Annotated in this window: 17 protein-coding genes; 14 read left to right on the top strand and 3 right to left on the bottom strand. The window is 35.6% G+C overall.

Annotation, left to right across the window (positions count from 1 at the left end; all coding sequences use genetic code 11):
* Positions 1 to 2: 2 nt before the first annotated feature.
* The 7 genes from AC0L3Q_RS20940 to AC0L3Q_RS20910 all read left to right on the top strand — a co-directional run bounded on the left by AC0L3Q_RS20940 (position 3) and on the right by AC0L3Q_RS20910 (position 6,653).
* Positions 3 to 278: a TIGR03643 family protein gene (locus tag AC0L3Q_RS20940; RefSeq protein WP_073319090.1), complete on the top strand. Its 276-nt coding sequence runs from the start codon at positions 3 to 5 to the stop codon at positions 276 to 278.
* Between the two features lie 62 nt (positions 279 to 340).
* Positions 341 to 739 (top strand): DUF2452 domain-containing protein, encoded by a 399-nt coding sequence (locus AC0L3Q_RS20935; RefSeq protein ID WP_473282601.1) that lies wholly within the window; start codon positions 341 to 343, stop codon positions 737 to 739.
* Between the two features lie 86 nt (positions 740 to 825).
* Positions 826 to 1,593, top strand: coding sequence for a hypothetical protein (locus AC0L3Q_RS20930; RefSeq protein WP_473282599.1), 768 nt, complete (start codon positions 826 to 828; stop codon positions 1,591 to 1,593).
* A 51-nt stretch (positions 1,594 to 1,644) separates the two neighbouring features.
* Positions 1,645 to 2,907: an OmpA family protein gene (locus AC0L3Q_RS20925; RefSeq protein ID WP_473282597.1), complete on the top strand. Its 1,263-nt coding sequence runs from the start codon at positions 1,645 to 1,647 to the stop codon at positions 2,905 to 2,907.
* A gap of 110 nt (positions 2,908 to 3,017) precedes the next feature.
* On the top strand, positions 3,018 to 3,803 hold the full coding sequence (locus AC0L3Q_RS20920; protein WP_473282595.1) for a hypothetical protein: 786 nt from the start codon (positions 3,018 to 3,020) through the stop codon (positions 3,801 to 3,803).
* Positions 3,804 to 3,891: 88 nt separating this feature from the next.
* Positions 3,892 to 5,637 (top strand): tetratricopeptide repeat protein, encoded by a 1,746-nt coding sequence (locus AC0L3Q_RS20915; RefSeq protein ID WP_473282594.1) that lies wholly within the window; start codon positions 3,892 to 3,894, stop codon positions 5,635 to 5,637.
* A gap of 14 nt (positions 5,638 to 5,651) precedes the next feature.
* Positions 5,652 to 6,653 (top strand): CHAT domain-containing protein, encoded by a 1,002-nt coding sequence (locus AC0L3Q_RS20910; protein ID WP_473282592.1) that lies wholly within the window; start codon positions 5,652 to 5,654, stop codon positions 6,651 to 6,653.
* On the opposite strand, the gene AC0L3Q_RS20905 is transcribed toward AC0L3Q_RS20910, so the two are convergent.
* Together AC0L3Q_RS20905 and AC0L3Q_RS20900 are read right to left on the bottom strand one after the other, a co-directional pair.
* On the bottom strand, positions 6,646 to 7,377 hold the full coding sequence (locus AC0L3Q_RS20905) for a tetratricopeptide repeat protein (protein ID WP_473282589.1): 732 nt from the start codon (positions 7,375 to 7,377) through the stop codon (positions 6,646 to 6,648). The two genes, AC0L3Q_RS20910 and AC0L3Q_RS20905, sit on opposite strands and share 8 nt — an antisense overlap.
* A complete protein-coding gene (locus AC0L3Q_RS20900; RefSeq protein WP_473282587.1) occupies positions 7,374 to 7,949 on the bottom strand; it encodes an RNA polymerase sigma factor in 576 nt (191 codons plus the stop codon). Before AC0L3Q_RS20900 ends, AC0L3Q_RS20905 begins: the two co-directional genes overlap by 4 nt.
* Positions 7,950 to 8,119: 170 nt before the next feature.
* Between AC0L3Q_RS20900 and AC0L3Q_RS20895 the strand changes: the two genes are divergently transcribed.
* From AC0L3Q_RS20895 to AC0L3Q_RS20865, 7 genes are all read left to right on the top strand, one after another.
* Complete coding sequence (locus AC0L3Q_RS20895) at positions 8,120 to 9,643, top strand: hypothetical protein (protein WP_473282585.1); 1,524 nt, start codon at positions 8,120 to 8,122, stop codon at positions 9,641 to 9,643.
* A 302-nt stretch (positions 9,644 to 9,945) separates the two neighbouring features.
* A complete protein-coding gene (locus AC0L3Q_RS20890; protein WP_473282583.1) occupies positions 9,946 to 11,685 on the top strand; it encodes a hypothetical protein in 1,740 nt (579 codons plus the stop codon).
* Positions 11,686 to 11,687: 2 nt separating this feature from the next.
* Positions 11,688 to 11,957, top strand: a complete 270-nt coding sequence (locus AC0L3Q_RS20885) for a hypothetical protein (protein ID WP_473282581.1) — start codon at positions 11,688 to 11,690, stop codon at positions 11,955 to 11,957.
* Positions 11,958 to 12,037: 80 nt separating this feature from the next.
* Positions 12,038 to 12,355, top strand: coding sequence for a hypothetical protein (locus AC0L3Q_RS20880; RefSeq protein WP_473282579.1), 318 nt, complete (start codon positions 12,038 to 12,040; stop codon positions 12,353 to 12,355).
* Positions 12,352 to 13,194, top strand: a complete 843-nt coding sequence (locus tag AC0L3Q_RS20875) for a hypothetical protein (protein ID WP_473282577.1) — start codon at positions 12,352 to 12,354, stop codon at positions 13,192 to 13,194. Before AC0L3Q_RS20880 ends, AC0L3Q_RS20875 begins: the two co-directional genes overlap by 4 nt.
* A gap of 5 nt (positions 13,195 to 13,199) precedes the next feature.
* Entirely contained in the window at positions 13,200 to 14,339 is a 1,140-nt protein-coding gene (locus AC0L3Q_RS20870) for a hypothetical protein (protein WP_473282575.1), read from the top strand.
* A 12-nt stretch (positions 14,340 to 14,351) separates the two neighbouring features.
* The gene (locus tag AC0L3Q_RS20865) at positions 14,352 to 18,338 is read left to right on the top strand and encodes a DUF7452 domain-containing protein (RefSeq protein WP_473282573.1); all 3,987 of its coding nucleotides are present in this window, start codon (positions 14,352 to 14,354) and stop codon (positions 18,336 to 18,338) included.
* Positions 18,339 to 18,413: 75 nt separating this feature from the next.
* On the opposite strand, the gene AC0L3Q_RS20860 is transcribed toward AC0L3Q_RS20865, so the two are convergent.
* Positions 18,414 to 19,592, bottom strand: coding sequence for a hypothetical protein (locus AC0L3Q_RS20860; protein WP_473282571.1), 1,179 nt, complete (start codon positions 19,590 to 19,592; stop codon positions 18,414 to 18,416).
* Positions 19,593 to 19,600: the final 8 nt, after the last annotated feature.

The following is a 19,600-nucleotide window of genomic DNA, read 5'->3' as shown; positions in this document are numbered from 1 at the left end:
AGATGAAAGAGTTATCCATACGAGATATTGACAGAATTATAGAAATGGCATGGGAAGACCGTACGCCTTTTGATGCCATTTTATTACAATTTGGGCTCAAAGAGCAAGAAGTAATACAATTAATGCGCCGACAGATGAAACCTTCGAGTTTTAGAATGTGGCGAAAACGTGTACAGGGTAGAAAAACCAAACACCTGAAGAAGCGCTCTTTTGAAGAAGGACGTTTTAAGTGCACAAGACAAAAACAAATAACACATAATAAGATTTCAAAGCGATAATTGGTGCATACGATCAATAATTATTATTTTGTAATCAAAGGAGTATTATATAGCCAAGATAGATGAAAAAGAAAAAACCAGACCATATCGTATATAATGAGGAAAGCGAAAGTTATGATGCAGCCCTCAAGCCTTATGCAACAGATTTGGGAGCGCCAGTGATTACTACGAATGATACTGTTGCCTGGAAAAACACCAATATTCATAAGGTAAATAAACAAATTAAAGCTCGATATGATGAGCTCAAAGCAGCATATGATGCTTTGCTAGAAGAATACGAGTATAACAATTTGGTCTACAGTGCCAAATTCACTTTTGAACCCATTGTAGGAGAGATGTATCACTTGTATCGTAATAAAGATCAGAATCCTTTTTTATCCATCATTTCTCCAGATGAATGTACTTTTGATCATTTAGGCAGTTTTCGATTAAATGCCGACAAAATCTGGGAGAAAGTGTAATTTTTATGTTTTAAACTTCGGTCAAAAAGTCATTACATGTTAACCTTTTGTGGAATTCCGCATAAAGGAGTGTAAAGACTAAAATTATGACCAGAATTTTCACACTCTTATTCATTTTGAATTGTTCTTTTGGAGCTTTTTACAAACCAAAACCAAGTTTTGCTTATTGGCTTCCCAAAAAAATAATCGAAATCAATGAGGAACATCCAGAGCAACAAACGACCACAGCTTTTGGATATGATGAGTATCATCGTTTACTATCCATTATCAGATCCAATTCGCATAATCATCATATAACCACGGCGTTTATCCGATATAATGATGAAGACAATATCTCAGAAATTACAGAAACTTCTACGAATCCGGCAGTTTCAAAATCAAACTTTCGATTTGTATACGACCAGGGAATCCTTACTCAAATATACCTTCATAGAGGTGAGGAGTTTTTTAACATGCGGGTACATTATGATCTGCAGAATCATAGTTATTTGGTTACCAATGATACCAAAAAATCGCATTTCTTTCTAGGTGAGAATAATGACTTAAAAACCATTCTTACTGGTGATATCAAAGCTTTAGAAATCAATACTAATTCCAATTTGGGATTGTGCAAAGATATAATGGTCCCAACAGCTTTAACATTGATACAAGATCAACTACAAACCGCGAATTCGATGGCCATGTTGTTCTATCAAACAAGAGAAGTTACCTCAATCTTGTATGATGGATACCAACTCGTTTCAGAACATCAATATGATGAATATGGGAATATTGTTGAAGTGAAACTGCAAAATCATCCAAAAGGGATATTTACTTACAAGATTGAATACGATCATCAAAACATAAAGCTATAGATCAATAGCATATCAACACAAAATACATATTAAACATAAAAACAAGAAATCATGAGGGGATTAACAATAATACTCGTAGGAATAGCATTGTGTATATCACAAAATGCAGAAGCACAATTTTGGAAAAAAATAGCAAAAAAGGCTGAAGAAAAGGCCAAAGAAGTAGTCATTCAAAAAACCGGTGAAAAAGTAGCTCAAAAAACAAGTAAAACCATTGATAAAACCTTAGAGAAAAACCCTAGAGGAACATCCAATGAAAATGGGAATCAAGGAACTATAGAGCCAGAAACAGAAACGGTTTCAGAAAAGGAATATGGCAACATTACCATGTATACCAAGTTTGACTTTGTAGCAGGGAACGATATTCTGTTTTATGATGATTTTACCTTGGATAATTTGGGGGATTTTCCTTCAAAATGGGATACCGATGGTACTGGCGAGTTGGTAGAAGTATTGGGAAGAAAATGGTTAAAAATGAGTGATAAATCCAACTATTTACCACTGTTGGATCAAAAACTACCTAAAGAATATACGATTGAATTTGATATGATGCTAACCAATTACCCGGCAAACAATGGAGGGGTAGGATCGCGTTTCTGGGTCTGTTTAGATGAGGACGAGTCCTATAAGTTTAGAGGGAAGAATCGTGTTGAGGTTTCAGTTGGTTTTTGGACAGCCTTAAAGAACCAGGTATGGATTAATAATAGAGTTAACGGTAAACATCTCATTGCGAACAATATTGATCATGTGATCCATAAAGAGTTTTATCAGCCCGCCCATATTTCGATAGCGGTAAATAAGACCAGGTTTAGAATGTGGGTAAACAAAGTAAAAATTGTTGATGTACCGAGACTAGTTCCCAATGTGCAATTATCGAAGATAAAATTGCATATGAACGGGTATGCAGATGATTTTTTGATCTCCGACTTTAAATTTGCGGTTGGAGGGCAAGATATACGCAGTCAACTCATCGAAGAAGGAAAATTCTCTACCAATGCTATCCAGTTTGATTCGGGATCTGCAGTACTTAAACCGGAGTCTTTTGGAATTTTAAAGAGGATTGCAAATGCTTTACAGCAAGATAATTTTACTATTCATATTATTGGTCATACCGATGATGAGGGTGATGAGGAATCGAATCTAATACTGTCGGAACAGAGAGCTGAGGCAGTAAAAGATATATTGGTATCCCAGTTCAATATTGACGAAACCTTGTTGAGTATCGAAGGCAGAGGAGAGACAGAACCTGTAGCCGATAATTCTTTATTAGAAGGTAAAGCCAAAAACCGCAGGGTGGAATTTATAAAGTTGTAATCCGTAAATAATTGATTTGAAATGATTTAGTTAATTTACAATTGGTTACTTTTATAGACCATAGATAACCCTAAAGCAATACAATAACATCAATAATAAACATGCACACAATGAAAACAATAATAAAGCAAGGTTTACTTACATTCTTAATTGTCCTTTTAGGTAATGGATACATGAATGGACAGGTGAAAAATGATAAAATAACTACTAAAGTAAACATAAAGAATAGTAAAATTTCCCAGGATAAATTGAAGGGGAAAGAATGGAAATTAAGAATTAAACCAGAAAAAGGTGGTTATGTTATGCTTGAATCTGAATTATACAAGGGCTACTTAAAAAGTGAATTAACTACCTTAGAAAGCAGGAAAAAGGTTTTGTTGAACATCAATACTTCAAACAAACCACTGAAGAAAATTAAGAAAATAGATCTTAAAATCAAGAAAGTAAAGGTCGAGATGAAGAAGGCTGATATTAAACCTACAGACACACAAGTTTCAGATCAGGAAGAGGGGTGTAAAGGGGTTTTTACAACAGAACAGTGTAATAAATTAAGAGATATAATTGATGCTCAACTTGCAAGGGTGATCGATGAAGAGCTGGATGATCTTAGGCCATGTCCAGATGATAATGGTAGTCATTGCTTACCACTACCATTTGTTGCTAATTTGAGATATATTTTGGTGTCTCGAGATTTTGAAAGATTTGAAGCGAGTTTTCACAATGAAAATGGTAAGCAAATTGGAAAGACAGGTAAACCAATTTCTATAGAAGGAATCAAAAAGTATGTTGCTTACCCCGTGTTTGTCAAAAATGTTGGAGAAAGAGTTTCAATAAATATTTCCAAATCTGGATCAAAGTTTAAAAGAAGTTATACAGCAGAGATCTTAGTTAAGTGATATTGTATGATCTTCTTGTGTAATAAATTACGAGTTTAATTATTTCATAATTAATATATTAGCCTTAAATAATTTTAAGGCTTTTTTTATGCGTTATTTATGTGTTATTATATATTCAGTATTTACATTTTGTACTTATGGGCAAGGAGAAAATACAGATGTAATAAAGAAGGCAGAGGATCTTTTTGCAAAAGGGAAATCTTTTAGATTTAAGAATAAAGATTCTGCTTATTATTATTATAGAAAGTCTTATAAATCTTTCGTGAAACAAAAAGATTGGTTAAGCAGTATATATGCTCTTAAGGGAGTGAGTTTTACGAGTAGTTATCATTATGATTTAGAAATCTATAAACAAACCTTACAAACTATTGACTCTCTTATTTATTCAAAGTCTAAACATTTTGATACAATTTCAAGAATAAAATTAATCAAGAATCATAATCTTGTTGAAAAAGCAAACTACTACTCAAAAATTCGCGATTATAAAAACACAAGAGTTTATGCTACTCAGTTGAAAGGAATAATTGAAAAGATACCTGATTCAATTCTTACAGCTATCAATATTAGAAGATTATGTACTGCATTAGAATATGAGGCAGAATCATACAAATATGAGGGAGAATACACAAAAGCAGAGGAGCTATATAACAAAAGTTTACGGTTAATCTCAGAACATTTAGATGAGAGTTTTGCTATACCCACATATCGATTATTAGGAGATTTATATAGGAAAAAAGAGGAGTATTCAAAATCGAATACCTATTTAAGAAAACGTCTGGATCAGGAGATTGAGAAAGGCTCTCCCTCCAAAAATAGAATTGTAAAATCGTGTTTTGCCATCGCCGATAATCATGTAAAAATGAACCAAGCTGATAGCTCATTTTATTATCTGGATATTGCATATCAACAACTATTAGAAAACGATCCGCTAACGTTTCAGTATCATGAAAAAACTGGTAAAACTTATTTTTTACAGGGTAATATTGAAAAAGCAATAGAAGAATTAAACACTGCTATTAGACTGCTAAGTGCTGAACATTCCGATTCTAAAAGAATTGATATAGCAAGACTGTTTAGATTGAAGGGTACCGTGCTTAACGAAGCCAAAAAATATGATCAGGCCTTACAGAGTTATCAAAAATCCTTGTCGGCATTGGCTACGAATTTTGATAGTAATAGTTTTTCTGAAAATCCACTTCCAGAAACGGTTCAAAATAAAGTAGAATACTTAAAAGTATTGATAGAAAAAGTCAAAACATTGAATGCTGCAACCAACTTTGAAGACGCTCTACAATCGGCAAAAACAGGGATAAAAGTTATGGATGAGATCAGACTAACTTTTGAAAATGAAGAGGATAAGCAATTTTTGATCGAGACCTTTTATCCTATTTTTGATAATGCTCTAGCTGCTGTTTATGCTTTGCTTCAGAAAACAGGCGATGACAGTTACATTGATGAAGCTTTCTTTTTGTCTGAAAAAAGTAAGAGCACTATATTGTTACAAGCAATTCTTAATTCAAAAGCATATACGTTCTCCAATATTCCAGAAAAGTTGTTAGAAGAAGAACGCCAATTAAAGGCTTCAATCTATTATTTGCAGAAAAGTATATTAAAAAATAAAAAGGATCCAACTTTACAAGATCGGTTATTGTTAGCCAAATCAAATTATCACGCTCTGATTCAAGATTTGGAGACGCGTTTTCCATCGTATTATGATTTAAAATACAATACCGAAGTTTTGTCTCTAAAAGATTTTCAAAAAGGATTGGACCAAAAAACAACCGCGATTTCTTATTTTTTGGAAACAATACGGTATACGCTGTTACTATTTTAGATACCCAAAAGAGATTGATAAAAATAGAAGGATCAAAGGATCAGGGAGAACAAATTTTGCGTTATCATCAACAACTTGCAAATCCATTATCTTCAATAGATAGTTTACAGCAATCTTCAACTTTATTGTATGATCAATTGATAAGCCCTTTATTACAAGACAATGATGACACAAATGTGTTAATCATTCCTGATGGGATATTAAATTACATACCTTTTGAAAGTTTATATGATGGTAATACATATCTAATAGAAAATTATAACATCGCTTACGCAAATTCTGCTACTCTATGGCTACAGCAAAGAGAAAAAGAAATAGATGCAACCAAAATTTTGGCGTTTGCTCCAGATTTTTCCGAGGCATATCCATCCTTACCGCATACTCAAAAGGAGGTGAACAACATATTGTCTTACTTCAACGGGAAAAAGTATTTGGGTGGACAGGCTACTTTGGAACGATTTACTAAGGAAAGTCCAGCGTATAGCGTTTTGCATTTGGCTACTCATGCTATTTTGGATGATAAACAATCTGAAAACTCCCATTTGATTTTCACCCCTCAATCTACTGAAGAAAAGTTATATGTGAGAGATATTTATGCGATGCCAATCAATGCGTCTTTAGTATCATTAAGCGCTTGCGAAACTGGAATTGGTAGTTTAAGAAGAGGAGAAGGAATGCTGAGTCTTTCTAGAGCTTTTTTCTATGCAGGAGCTGCAAGTTTAACTAGTTCCAAATGGCAAATAAATGATTTGCCTACAGCAGAAATTATGGGTGATTTCTATAAGGAATTGTCAAAAGGAAAGAGAAAAGACGAAGCTTTGCGATTGGCGAAATTGACTTTCCTGAAAAAGAATTATGACAACAATTATGTCCATCCATATTATTGGTCTGGATTTGTTGTTATAGGTGATACCAGTGCTATCACAACTAAAACTTCAATCTGGATATGGATTGGATTAGGCATTTTTATGGTAGTGATTATTTTTCTGATCAGTAAGAAAATAAGAACTAATTGATCTGTTCCAACAATTTCTCAGCTTCTACCACTTTATATCCTTTTGTAGAACGAATTGATTCTAATGCTTTGATAGCGTTCTCTATATCTTCGTTTTTGAGATACGAAAGAGCTAAGTACCATTGCGCTTCTTCAGAAAATTGCTGCTGCTTTGAAATGATTTCTTGAAATTGAGTGATCGCTTCCTGGGCTTGATCATTATTCAAATACGATTGCCCCAAATAAAAATCGATATAATCAGCACTTTGCTCTTTTTGAAGTGTCTTAAACAATTCAATCGCCTTTGCATCATCATTCATTTCATAGGCTTCAAAAGCCTGGAATTCAGTTGATTTGTTTTGGTCACTTCCGCGGGTGATAGGAAAGACAGTGTTCGGATATTTCTGATAACTTTCTGCATACAAGCGCGATGGATCATCATTTTTAAAAGGATTAAAAACATAGATTCCTAAAGAGAACAAAAGTGCAATTGAAGCTGCAATTAATAAGGGTCTCCAGATAATCACTTTACCTTTAGGAGAGATATTCGATTCATTTTCAAATTCTTGAATTTTTTCCTGTAATTCTTTCCGTTTCTTACTCTTGATTGCACGTTGTACACTGCGTTCAAAATCGAATTGCTCCTTGAACTCAGCATCCTTTTCTAATAATGCTGTAAATTCAGAGTGTTCTTCTTGGGAAAGCTCCTCTAAAAAATATTTATGTAGCAATTCCTCCTTCTTCATAATCGTTTTGGGGTGTTGTTGAATAGTTGCTTTAGTGTTTTTAAACACCTTGATTTCTGGCTCTTAACTACATTTTCTGAGTTGTATTTGCCAGCTTTCATGATCTCCCGGATGCTGTATTTCTTGTAGTAAAATAAGATCAATATGTTCTTGCACTTTTCGCCTAATTGATCAAAGTATTTCTCCAACAAAACCTCTTCGGGGGTCAGTTCTTCGGTCTCTAAGTCAAAAGATTCCAGATACTCATCTTTTTGTTTGGTGAGCTCCAAAACCAATTCACTGTTTACGTGTTGTTTGTTCTTTCTTAATCGATCCAGGATTTTGTACTTACCAATACTAATTAGGTAAGTAGATAAGGTACTGGATAACTTGACCAGTTTCCCTTCTACTACATTTTCAAATAAGGTGATGTACGAATCCTGATAAATATCAAGCAAATCCTGCTGTTCTAACCCATATTTTTTGGCAAAGCTTAAAAACTTATTACGGTTGTCCTGATACACCTGTTTAAAGGCTTTATCATTCCCCTTTTTAAGCTCTTCGAGTAGAATATCGTCTTTGCTTCTATTCATTATTGTTTTTTAAAGATAAAGGTTAACACAAAAAAAGTATAAAGAATGTTAACCTTTTTGATTTTCTGTATTAAGAAAACAAATAACGCTTTGTAGCAGTCAAGGTAATAACATTTTTAAACCCCACCAATCGGATTTAACATTATTTGAATAACAAAAAATAAAAACCAATGAAAACAGTAGTAGTATTAATAGGGAGCTTATTCCTTTTTGGAATCACCGACATGTCTGCTCAGGTAAATCTGGATGAGGGCAGGATGATCATTAATGGAGTACAACTTTTACAGGATAGTAATGACAGTAGTAAGTATTATTATTTACCTGATTATCCCCGGTTAGCATTAAAAGATGATGGAGATTTTGAGTTAATGTGTATGAAATACATCGGCCAAGGAGGAAAAGCAAGCGGAGGACTTTTTCATGCTTTGATACAGTTTGATTTACCTGAAGAAGTAGTTGCTGGTTTGGAAAAAGAACTGAAAAATCGCACAGGAAATGGTGAAATAGCCGGTGTTGTTCCCATGAAACAAGCCATAAAGGATGGAGAAGATGGTTTGGCAAGTTTTAAAATTGTTTCTTCGATTCTCAATAATACAGATGGAGAAGAGGCTTTTACAGCTAATATCATTACTTCTGGTCATGCTCCTTTATATAAAAATTCTAAGGCAGCTATAGCAGCCAAACTCAATCAGGAAGGAGCAACCCTGTTGTGGGAATCGCTACAAGGACAAACATCTGATGTTTCGGTAGTTGTAAATGGCTATTATGAAGCAAAAGTGAAAGGGTATAATGCCGTTGTCAATGCGGAGATGTCAAATATCTATGAGCATTACAGTAAGATTTTAAGCCAACAGAAGGAGTTTACCAAACGACAGATCCGAAAGATCAATGATGATATGTTACAGGATCAGGTGCTGAAAATCGATGTGTTTGATCGATCTGCAGGATTGGGGATCAAGACGGATGATATCGACGGAATTTTAAATATCGTTACTGATAAGTTGATCGAACTCATGTTTGATGCAGAAATGGGATGGGCCAAGCAACCCGAAAAAGAAGTTGTAGTAGAACAAGGTCAAATCAAAGGAAGACGCGAAAGAGGTTTTTTCAGTAAGGTGTTTGGCGGAGCTCGTAACGAAAAATATGTAACTGATGATCAGTTTGTACTAAAAAAACGAAAAGATGTAAGAACCAATAAATTTTACCTAAACCTAAGCAAATCTACAACCATCAAGGTGCCTGTATATTCTTCTGGGAATATTAGCGGTTTGTATCAAACATTTAGCGAGGACCCTAAGAGTGTGGATAAATACTTCAGAGTAGTTAATCTTGAGGATAAAGACTTTCTGAAAAGGCAGGTGATATTTCAATTGGATGGAGAATATATAGATTCCTTCAAAGAAATTTTAAACTCTGTATCGGTGAGTTTCAAAAAAACATATGGAGAGGGGCAGGAAGATGTTACCAGAGATATCGTGATAAGCAGGAATGATCTCGAAAAAGGAGCGGATTATCAAAATGTATTTTATCCCAGATTAGGTATCGAAGACGCCAGTTGGCTGAATTTTGATTATAAGATCAGTTGGAATTTAAAAGGTGATGATAAAACCATTTACATCCCCAAAGGAAAAGGAAAATGGATGACTGGCAATGATGCTTCTATTGCACTTACTCCTCCTTTCAAAAAAGAGTAGTTCAGATCGACGCAGATCGTACTTTTTTCAAAGAGAAAAATATCCAGGCGTGCTCTGTTCGATTCTTTACCATACTTAATGGGAATCCGACACCGCAAAAAGCGGTTGTACTGCGCAAAAACGATACAGAAAATACCACCAGGATCAACCTTTATCATGACAAAGATGAACCGATCATCTATCAAGTAAGTTGGTATAGTACAAATGGTCCTATAGAGCTAGAAGCTAAACCACTAGAGAGTGATTACGTGTTTTTATTACCACCTCAAGAGCTTTAATACAACTTAAAAAACTTCACAAAAATGAGAACTTTAAAAACCATAATGTTCTACATCCTAATGGCTGTAGGTGCGCTAAGCGTAGAAGCTCAGCAAGTATTGATAGATCAGGGAGTTTCTGCCAATGGATTGATGTGCTTTCCGATTCACAACAAAGAAAATACGTATCTCTATCTCCCCCAAAGGGCGAGACTGTCCTTACAAAATGACTCGATTCCTGAGTTTTCATTCCTAAGGTATGTCTTAGAGAAACCTACAGAAAATTCTTCAAAATCCATCACCAAGGCTGACGGTGGAGGGATCTTAAATTTTTTGGTGCTGTATGATACACCAGAAGATGCCATTCGTAAAGCAGAACGTGTGCTGAAACAGAAAATGGAGAATGATTCTATCAAGCTTCAAGGGCCTGTGATTTTTGAAAGAGGGAAGTATACTTTGGTTTCTTCTATTGTAAACTCAAAATCAGGGAAAAATGAAAAGAAAATAATAGGGAGTGGTTCTGCACCAATTTTGGAGAATAGTAAAATCCCACTATCCTTTCAGTTAGATCCGGTAAAGTCAAAACTATTGCTAGAAAGTTTTAAGATGGCTACACCAGACATCTCATTGTTGTTTGAGTTGTCATTTTCTGGACTTACCGATAATTATGAAGCAGAGTTAGAAGTAGATTGGTCCGAGGTTAAAAAAAGCCATGCTTTTGATGCAGGTGGATCGATCTATTTTGTGGGGGTAGATGTAAGTCTAGGGTTTGACAAACTAAGAAAAGACCAAGCTATAAAGCTAACATCTACAGGTAGCGATGAATCCATGGAAAGCCTGGTAGAAACAGTATACTCTAAGCTTTTGGAATTGATGTTTGAACCGGTAGAGGCCTCAGAAGTACCTGAAGATCAAAGGGGAGGATTACAAGACGCTCTGGGATCATTAATTGGGCAAAATGGAACCATGGGAAGCTCGAACACCACAGGTTTTGGAATCAATGTTGGATATCAATACAAAGAACACCGTACTACCGGAAAAAGCAATATGACCTTTAACGGTCGTAGTGCTGTGAGTCGTAACCATTATATCACCTTTAATGCCGGAGATCTCTACAAAAAATTCGGTAAGAACAAAAGAGTATTCAAAGATGTTCCGCTTTGGGACCCCGTATTTCAGCAGCGAGATGTGCATGTGGGAGTAGATGGAAATCTGGAGAAAGAGTTCGACAGAATGCTGAATAGTGTAACGGTAAAACTCAGAAAAAACCATCAAAACGGAGATCAGACTTCAAAAGAGGTATTGCTAACTAAGAACACCTATGCAGATGCCAACGGAAAAATCTCTATGAAGTATCTCAACCACGATGATGCAGAACGAGAAAAATGGTTGGATTATGAATATCAAACCATATGGAAATTTATAGGTGGAGGTTCGTATTCAGAAAACTGGAAGAAAGAATCTGCTGCAATGATCAATTTATATACGCCTTTTAAAAGAAGAAAAATAGAGCTCTCTGGAGACTATTCGGTATTGGTAAGGGAACAGGTAAGGGCTGTGTCGGTAAAAATAGCCTACGATTTTTTTGAAGATCAACGTACCGATATGAAAACCATATATCCGGATAGAAAAACAAACGGTGATTTTTTTGAAATCACCCTCCCCAAAGATGCAGAGGAAGTACAATATAGTGTTACCTGGTTTTTGAAAGACGGATCGGTAAAGAAATATGAAGGAGTTGACAAATATGGGCTCATTTTTATTGATGAGTTACCAAAATTATAAACATGATTTTGCGTAGCATACATATCGCATTAGTGATGCAGTTTCTGTTCTTTTCAGACCAAGTAATAGCACAACGACTGGATGCAGACGATTGCGAATCTATTGTTGTCGCTGCAAATGTAGAGATTACGGCATGTAAAAGTATCGGGGACAACGAATATTATTACTTGCCTACCAACCTCCGTTTTGCAGAGACTAAGCAGAATGATATCTCTTTTTCATTTATAAAGTTTCAGGACAAAGAGACTTCGGGGGTATTCTACATTTTCTAATTACATGGGGATTAACAGGTTCACAATTTCAGAAAGCGCAAGAACAACTACGTGATAAAAAAGGAATACAGGCAAAATTGATGGGGGCTGTTATCCCTGATGTAAAGAATGATGTTGATGGATTTGTAATCGAAGGTACCTCCAAACTTGTCGATATACTCAATAGATCCATGGTACATATTGGTAAAGCCACTCCCATGGCTCATACCAAAATAGCAGCCTCTTTTCAACTTAATCAAGAAGATACTTGGTTTTTGGACAGTGCTTTAGCGAATAACCAAAAAGACTTAAAAAATACATACCTCACACTAGTGTTTTACCTCAATTATCCCCCAGAATCGTATCGAACGTATAAACTGAAGAAAAATTTTTATGAACTCTTAAATCATTCATTATGAAAACAAAAATTAAACATTACGCTATGACAGCAATCTGCTGTTTTGTGGTAGGGATAATGGCTGTCAAAGCCCAAATTGTGGACAACGAAAATAGATTGTCTGTTACGTTGAGAGATGGTACTGCAGTGACCCTTTTGGGGAAAGCGATTAGTCTATCCGATGCAAAAAGTAAGGACTATTATTACTTGCCATTTTCATTGCGATTGGCTACAAATACAGAAAATACACCCGAGTTTCTCTTTCTAAAATATATTACAGAAGAGAAAGAAGCAGAAGGAGGAATTGGTGGAGCATTGTTGCATATGTTAATGCATTGGGGGCCAACTCCACAGCAACAAGCTGAGTTAGAAATGATGCTTAAAAATGGAGAGCAAGGAGCCAAAAAAGGAAGTAGATTAATGGGAGCTTTGGAGCTTAAACCAGACGGAGAAAAATCTCTGAAAATCATTTCTGCTACTCTTGGAGATGACAAATTAGCAAGATCTGTTGTTCAATCGTTTAATGCGCCTATTCTTCCAGGAGGGAGAGCAGCTGTGGCCTCGTCATTAACGCCCAATGGTGCGCAACTGTTGGCAGCTACTTTCGAAAAAGATATGGCTATTACAGATCTTACAGTAGAATTAAGCTATAAATATACCACCAGAGTACCAGCAGCCAAAGGACGTGTAGAAGTACGTTGGAGGGAAATGATGAAGCATTTTGAAAAAGACTCGGCACAGTATAGACAATACAGAAGCAAAAAAAGCGAGGTGGACTGTTTGGAGGTCTTGTTGATGGACTTTTTGGGAAACGATCTTCTACGGATAGTATTACGTATGATGAAGTTCGCAGTGTGGTAGATGAAATGTATAAAAAAGAGTACATCAAAATCGATTGGGATGATAATGTAAAAGATGATCGAATTGAAAAGGTAAGAGAAGCGTTTTTTGATTTTTTCTTACAGAAAATGACCAACTCTGTAGAATCTCAGCAATTAGCACCTCCTACCGAAAAGGAGAAAGAGGCAATGCCTGATATAAAATATAGTAGAAAGTATACCTATAATAGGGAGTTTCTTAAAACTGCTGTTAAGAAGGGACGCGAGACCTATTATCTCAATCTTAGATTAGCTATAGAGAAACCGTTTACAGTTACGGCAAACCTTGCCAGTTGGTATAACGGGGTAAAAAACAACAAAAAATGTGTCTCTTCTGTACTGCTTAATGATCGGTTCTTTCAACACCGAGATATCAACTTTTTATTGGATAATGAATCCAAATTATTATTCGAAGAAGGAGAGGCTAATTATGCGACTATTACTGTAAAAAAAGAACGCAGTTCGGGTAACGACTTCAATGATAATGTGATCATCGATTATGATTATATGAAGAATAAAGGGCTTAAAACCGTGATTTCTTATGCCAGAGGAGATGATGAGAATACCGATAATTATAAATATTCGGCACAATGGAGCCTGAAAGGCGGTAACAAATTCCCAGCAGAACCCGAGTGGGTAGAAGGAGATTGGATGCATAATGATATTACTTTAGCCCCTCCTATTGTACCGCGAACCATAGAATTCGAATCAGATTTAGAAGAGCTTAAAGCACTTGGAGTAGTTCGAGCTACACTTCAGCTTCGGTATATGAAATTCGGTAACGAAACCGAGAGCAATATCCCAATTACGGTATCCAAAGGAGAACCCCTCGTAGAGCGCACCATTTTTACAGATAGAGATACTCAGGGGTATGCTTATCGATATATACTTACGCATAAAGAACGAGGTAAAATGGTATTGGATTGGGAAACAAAAATTAATGATGATTATGTCTACGCCACTATCCCTCAGGAGCTAAAGGATGAAGATCCGGATTACCTGGAAAAAATAATTGGCGCAGGAGAAGTACTGCTTAAGCCAGGAAAAGATGGGAAAGTAAGTAAAACGGCTAAGATTCTGGATAAATTCAAAGATGTTTTGAAGGTGGTAAAGACGGATAGCAAATAAAAAATGGAAACGATGAGAACTATTTCAAAATATATAAAAATAAGCATAACCTGCATACTGTTTTTGTGGGTTGGGCTTACTTTTTCGCAACGAACGGCAAGGGCAGTTGTAGCCAAGCCATCAACGATTCAAAAAGCTTTTAAACATATGGCCAGTGCATCAAACACATCGGGTCATATTACAACACTGGGTAATATACCTACCACCGGTATTGAGAATAAATTACTTTTTGTTACTCACGATTATGGGAATCGAGGACCGTATGTTACACAGTCATTAGGAGTATGGCTTAATGGTAAAAAATGGACCATCTTTAGTCAAAATAGAAGCGCTATTAAACCTGGATCAAAGTTTAATGTTCTGGTGGTTAGTAAATCATCAAACGCTTTTATACATAAAACTACTACAGCAAATAAAGTAGGTGCTGCAACCAAAATAAGTCATCGTGCATTAAACAATAATCCAAATGCTACTTTTTTGATTACTCAAAATTATGGAAAAGGAGGGCCTTATAATCCACATCATGTGGGAGTTCGATATTCCAGAGGGTTTTGGTATATCTTTAATCTAGACGGAAAACCGATGCCTAATGGAGCACAATTTAATGTACTGATCAATTCTGGAATTTTTAAGCATCAAGTCAATAGTAATAATCGTCGTAATCATACCACTGGGATTAACAACCCGAGAACAAATGGCAAAAAACAAGCATTAGTGTTTACGACTTTTAATTCTCAAGGAAGTATCAAAAATTTTGATAATGCGATTGGGGTATACCTTGTTGGTGATAAATGGTACATTTACAATGAAAACAAAAAATACTTACAAGGTAATGAAGCCTATAATGTATTATCCTATAGTGCTACACAAAATACCAAGCCAGGAATAGCGGTAGTGACCAAAAAACCAAGGGTGAGTACTACAGGAAGAGTTATTGTTAAACCTAGACCAAATACAGGACAAAGTAATACGGTAAGAGTGACTCCTAGAACATCTACTTCTAATGGTAGTGTACGAGTAGCTTCGGGAACAACAAATACTGGACGTCGTGTAAGGGTAGCTCAAAATAAACCTGCCAATCAAACCAACGTAATTCGCAATATAGGGATCGTAAGAACAATACCTTTTATAAAGCCTGCAAACCCAGGAAGTACTGATCGTTTGGGGCCTGAAACCAAATCAGTGCCTTTGGATTTTTCGAGGAGTATAGATGGGGAGCAATATCAGCTATTTACAGATACTTTTAATTTTTTTGAAGACATATACAAAGATCAGAACCCAAGATCTGATGTACTGTATTATTTTCCGGCAAACTATTCTATCAATTGGGATAAGCAGAGTAATAAGTACGATTTTAATGTCTACTATATGTCTGCAGAAGATCGGAAAAAAGGGAACGTACTCCTTAATGTCGAACTGACTTCAAATATTACAACTGATGATATCGATTTGGCCGAAAATTATCTGTCTTCACGATTAGGGAAGCGTATTACATTAAAATCAATCGACTTACGTGAGAATCCATCTGTAGATTTTGGCGCAACCCTTACTAATTTCAATGTGAAGCCAGAGAGTGTGAGTACCAGTGTCCCTTCAGATTATCAAAAACCGATCATTCTGGATTGGAAGATGGAAAGCAATGTAGATAATTTCGTAGGAGCGATGTTGAACAATCGAAGCGGAAATGTAATGTTGAATTTTAAGCCTTATGGAGATAGTTTGAAGGTAGTACAAGTACCCATTAATCTAAAGGTAAATTCACCTATTACCTACGGTAAAGTCAAATTTAATTCATTGCAAGAAGTAAAAGCGGGATGGACCAATTATCTGGATTATCCGATTATTCCCAAGAGGTTTATTGTACTCAAGAAAAGAGGTCGTAGTCAATATTTTGAAACCATAGACATCCCAAGACAGGAAATTGCATCTGGTTCAAAGTATGTTGAAAACGATCCCGCTATTCTAAACAAGATTTCAGGACAAAATACTGTAGTCAAAATATGGTTGGATTATGTGCTTAACGATGAGTGCAGAGAATGTAACCAAAAAGTAAAGAGAAAAATAATTGGAGGAACTTCTGGCAGTGAGATCGCCAATATCGAAGTGCAAATACTGAATGCAATAGAATTTTCTGGAGCTCATTCTATGAAGTTAAATCTCAAATCTTTACAAGGTGACCCAAACGGAATCAACGAAATCGAATTTCCATCGCTAAGTGTCAGCGAAGACGGTCAATCTTTTAACGAGATACAATTATTTGTTCCACAAGGAAAAGAAATGTTGTACGAATATCAAGTCATTTTAATAATGGACAATGGGGATGTAATGACCAGTAGATGGGAAAAAGGAAACACCAACTTACTGGTATTAGGAGAAAGTCAAATCAAAAGGCTTTTTCCAGATAAGAAAAAAGATGATCTATTGGATAAAGCAAAAGACGGTGTGCTCAAAAAAGTAAAAGACTCGATTCTAGGAGGTGATGTAAGTGAAGAAGAAATTCTTGATAAAGGCATCAAAATCATTGGTGGCTTGTTTAAGAAGAAAAAAGAGGAGCCTGAAGAAGAAAAAATGAAGAGCAACAATAGTATTAATAGTAAAATCATGGGGGTCGAGATTCTTTTTAAGAGGTTTTTTCATTGGGTCGTAATTGCTCTTACAACAGGTTGGGTTTATGGCCAACCAGTCTATGATTCAAAAAGAATGATTGACGGAGTTTCCCTCTATAAAGATCAAGTCGATCCCCATGTGTTTTATTACGAACCGGGTAAATTGCGAATTAAAAAACTATCCGATGGAACGCCTGATTTTCAGTTTTTAGATATGCGATATACCGGATCTAAATGCTATAATGATCAGGGCGAAAAGAGTTTTATGAGTCTATTACAGGTAGGGATGGAGATGGAGAAATTAGACAAGGAAATACTGAAAAGAGCGAAAATGAAACTCCCTTCAAAGTCAAAAGTAATTCCTTTACCTATTACGGGCATACACACCCAATTAATTATACCATCGACCAGTACAAACCCTTCAAAAAAAGATGTTGTAAAAAAAGGAGTGTTGGAGTCAAGTGGTAAAGAAAGTGTGTCGACCACTAGAGGATATTGGAAAACCAGGGTGTTCGCTATTCGATTAAACCAATACGAATCTCAAATTCTTATGGATTGCCTCAAAAAGAAAACTTTGGGTCTTAGCTTACAGTATTCTTTTTATGCTGACTTTTTAGGAAAATCAGATATAGAATATGCGGGATCAAAAGAAGTAGAAGAGCATTTGTATACTAAAGAAGAGGAGGATAAAGAAATTATAGAAAATAGAATTGTCCAATCCGATGCATTACCGATCAAAGTGGATATTGAACAATATCCAGATGTAGTCAAACAACTTGACCTTAACGAAGAAATCCCTCCGGCCTATGCGGGTTTAGAAATCAAATGTTATGATTTCAAGGAGAATATCCGCCCTGATTTATTCATGAAAATAGTAGAGATTGAAGCACAAAGTGTTGATGGTGTAGAAAGCGTGAAACAAGAGGTGAAATTTTTGAAGAAAAATACGGATTTACATACCTATCATATTTCGTTTCCTTATGCTATTTATGTAGATACTCCTATGCGATATCGAATTACTGAAATCGATATTGAAGGCAAAAGAACAATTTTGGAGTGGAAAGAGAAAGCAGAATGTAGTTCAGAGATTGATATAACTACCCCTATTGATACTCAATATATAGGTAATAGAAGAATTGAGATCGAAATTGACACTGATAATTTCGGTAAAGATTTTGATAGTGTTGAGGTTCTTTTTTCTTATTGGTTTAATGGAGTTCAGCATCACAAAGAGATCTTGTTTTCTGATAAGATGAATGTTGTTATTAACGAATTGGAACTAAGTTTTGACAAAAATAAGCCTATCTATTGTTCAGTTACTAAGTTGTTGAACAATGAATTGGTACAGGAAGAGATAAAAACAATTGAAGACAATTACTTATATATACATTAGAGAGGGATTTAGTAATTTGTCTTCGTACAAAAAAGAGGCTATTTAAGCCTCTTTTTTATTTGTTAAGTATAGGATTTAGAGTCTTCTTTCAAATCTAACATCTCTTACTGGAGTCCAATTCGAGTTTTGATATTCATTTCCTAACTGTTGATATTGTGCTTCGTTGGTTTCTACAAATTGATAAAAACGTCGAAAAGCTTCTGTGTAATTTTGCCTTGGATGAAGAAACCCTTGTCTAAAATGATTATTTCTTCCTAATACCCCATTTGGATATCTTATGATCTCGGTTCTTCCAGGTAATGCGTCCACTCTGCCTTCTTCCCGAGCTTCAAAACGAACTACTTTTACTACTTGTATGTCAAAGATAGAGTTGTACAAACCTCGGTGTGCATTTCTTAATCTATTTAATTCTTCTTGTAGTAATTCTCCCATGGGAGCAAGTATAGTAAACTTAACAGATTTAGGGTTTTGATAGCGATACCAAGGGAAAGTTGCTTCCAAGCCATCATAATCCCCATTTCCAGAGACGGTAAACGGACCAACATGAATATTGATATAAATTACACCTTGCCTGCTAGTGCGCACTCTAAACGAATTGAGGTATCTCACTATGGTTCTAAATTCAGCTACATGTTGATTAGGGATCAGTCGAGATAGATTACCGCTATGTTGATGGTTGAAATCCTGTAATCTTCTTAAATAAATGGTGCGATCTGAATCCGGGGGTAAACTGGAAAATTCTCGTAATACTTGGTCCCTTACATCGCTTTCTATCGTATGAGATAAAGCATCTTGAATTCTAGCCCTTTCTTGTCTAAAATGCGAAATGATATCAAAACGTTGAGAAGCGGCCGCTGCACGATCTCGTTCTTGTTGCATAGCTCTCAGTAATTGGTAACTTCTTGAAAATAAAGGAAGCCCTTGTGTTAATTGATTTAATCGACTGGTTAACTCTAGAGTCAGTTGATTAGCTATTACAGGCCCCATATTCACTCTTGTACTACTTTCGGTACCGGTCAATACATTATCGATAAGGTCAGTCATTACATTACTGTATACCCCTAATATATTTCTTCTGGCTTCGGTAACCAATTGCGCGTATTCTGATATAACCTGTCTGTCCTCTGGAGTGACTCCAGGATATCGTTGTTCTTCTCTATCGGTAACCGATGAGTCGGTAACCTGTGCTTGAATCATTGGGATGTTTAAATATAATATCCCAATGAATATGTATGTTATGATTGAGTTTTTCATTGTATTTG

This window comes from Aquimarina sp. KJ22-3 (genome assembly GCF_055808215.1).
Note: the sequence above shows the minus strand (reverse complement) of the source record. Positions and strands in the feature narration are given on the sequence as shown.

Excerpts from the sequence above, each read along its gene's own strand:
- AC0L3Q_RS20940 (WP_073319090.1), top strand. The coding sequence starts at position 3 with ATGAAAGAGTTATCCATACGAGATATTGACAGAATTATAGAAATGGCA.
- AC0L3Q_RS20935 (WP_473282601.1), top strand. The coding sequence starts at position 341 with ATGAAAAAGAAAAAACCAGACCATATCGTATATAATGAGGAAAGCGAA.
- AC0L3Q_RS20930 (WP_473282599.1), top strand. The coding sequence starts at position 826 with ATGACCAGAATTTTCACACTCTTATTCATTTTGAATTGTTCTTTTGGA.
- AC0L3Q_RS20925 (WP_473282597.1), top strand. The coding sequence starts at position 1,645 with ATGAGGGGATTAACAATAATACTCGTAGGAATAGCATTGTGTATATCA.
- AC0L3Q_RS20920 (WP_473282595.1), top strand. The coding sequence starts at position 3,018 with ATGAAAACAATAATAAAGCAAGGTTTACTTACATTCTTAATTGTCCTT.
- AC0L3Q_RS20915 (WP_473282594.1), top strand. The coding sequence starts at position 3,892 with ATGCGTTATTTATGTGTTATTATATATTCAGTATTTACATTTTGTACT.
- AC0L3Q_RS20905 (WP_473282589.1), bottom strand. The coding sequence starts at position 7,377 with ATGAAGAAGGAGGAATTGCTACATAAATATTTTTTAGAGGAGCTTTCC.
- AC0L3Q_RS20900 (WP_473282587.1), bottom strand. The coding sequence starts at position 7,949 with ATGAATAGAAGCAAAGACGATATTCTACTCGAAGAGCTTAAAAAGGGG.
- AC0L3Q_RS20895 (WP_473282585.1), top strand. The coding sequence starts at position 8,120 with ATGAAAACAGTAGTAGTATTAATAGGGAGCTTATTCCTTTTTGGAATC.
- AC0L3Q_RS20890 (WP_473282583.1), top strand. The coding sequence starts at position 9,946 with ATGAGAACTTTAAAAACCATAATGTTCTACATCCTAATGGCTGTAGGT.
- AC0L3Q_RS20885 (WP_473282581.1), top strand. The coding sequence starts at position 11,688 with ATGATTTTGCGTAGCATACATATCGCATTAGTGATGCAGTTTCTGTTC.
- AC0L3Q_RS20880 (WP_473282579.1), top strand. The coding sequence starts at position 12,038 with ATGGGGGCTGTTATCCCTGATGTAAAGAATGATGTTGATGGATTTGTA.
- AC0L3Q_RS20875 (WP_473282577.1), top strand. The coding sequence starts at position 12,352 with ATGAAAACAAAAATTAAACATTACGCTATGACAGCAATCTGCTGTTTT.
- AC0L3Q_RS20870 (WP_473282575.1), top strand. The coding sequence starts at position 13,200 with ATGTATAAAAAAGAGTACATCAAAATCGATTGGGATGATAATGTAAAA.
- AC0L3Q_RS20865 (WP_473282573.1), top strand. The coding sequence starts at position 14,352 with ATGAGAACTATTTCAAAATATATAAAAATAAGCATAACCTGCATACTG.
- AC0L3Q_RS20860 (WP_473282571.1), bottom strand. The coding sequence starts at position 19,592 with ATGAAAAACTCAATCATAACATACATATTCATTGGGATATTATATTTA.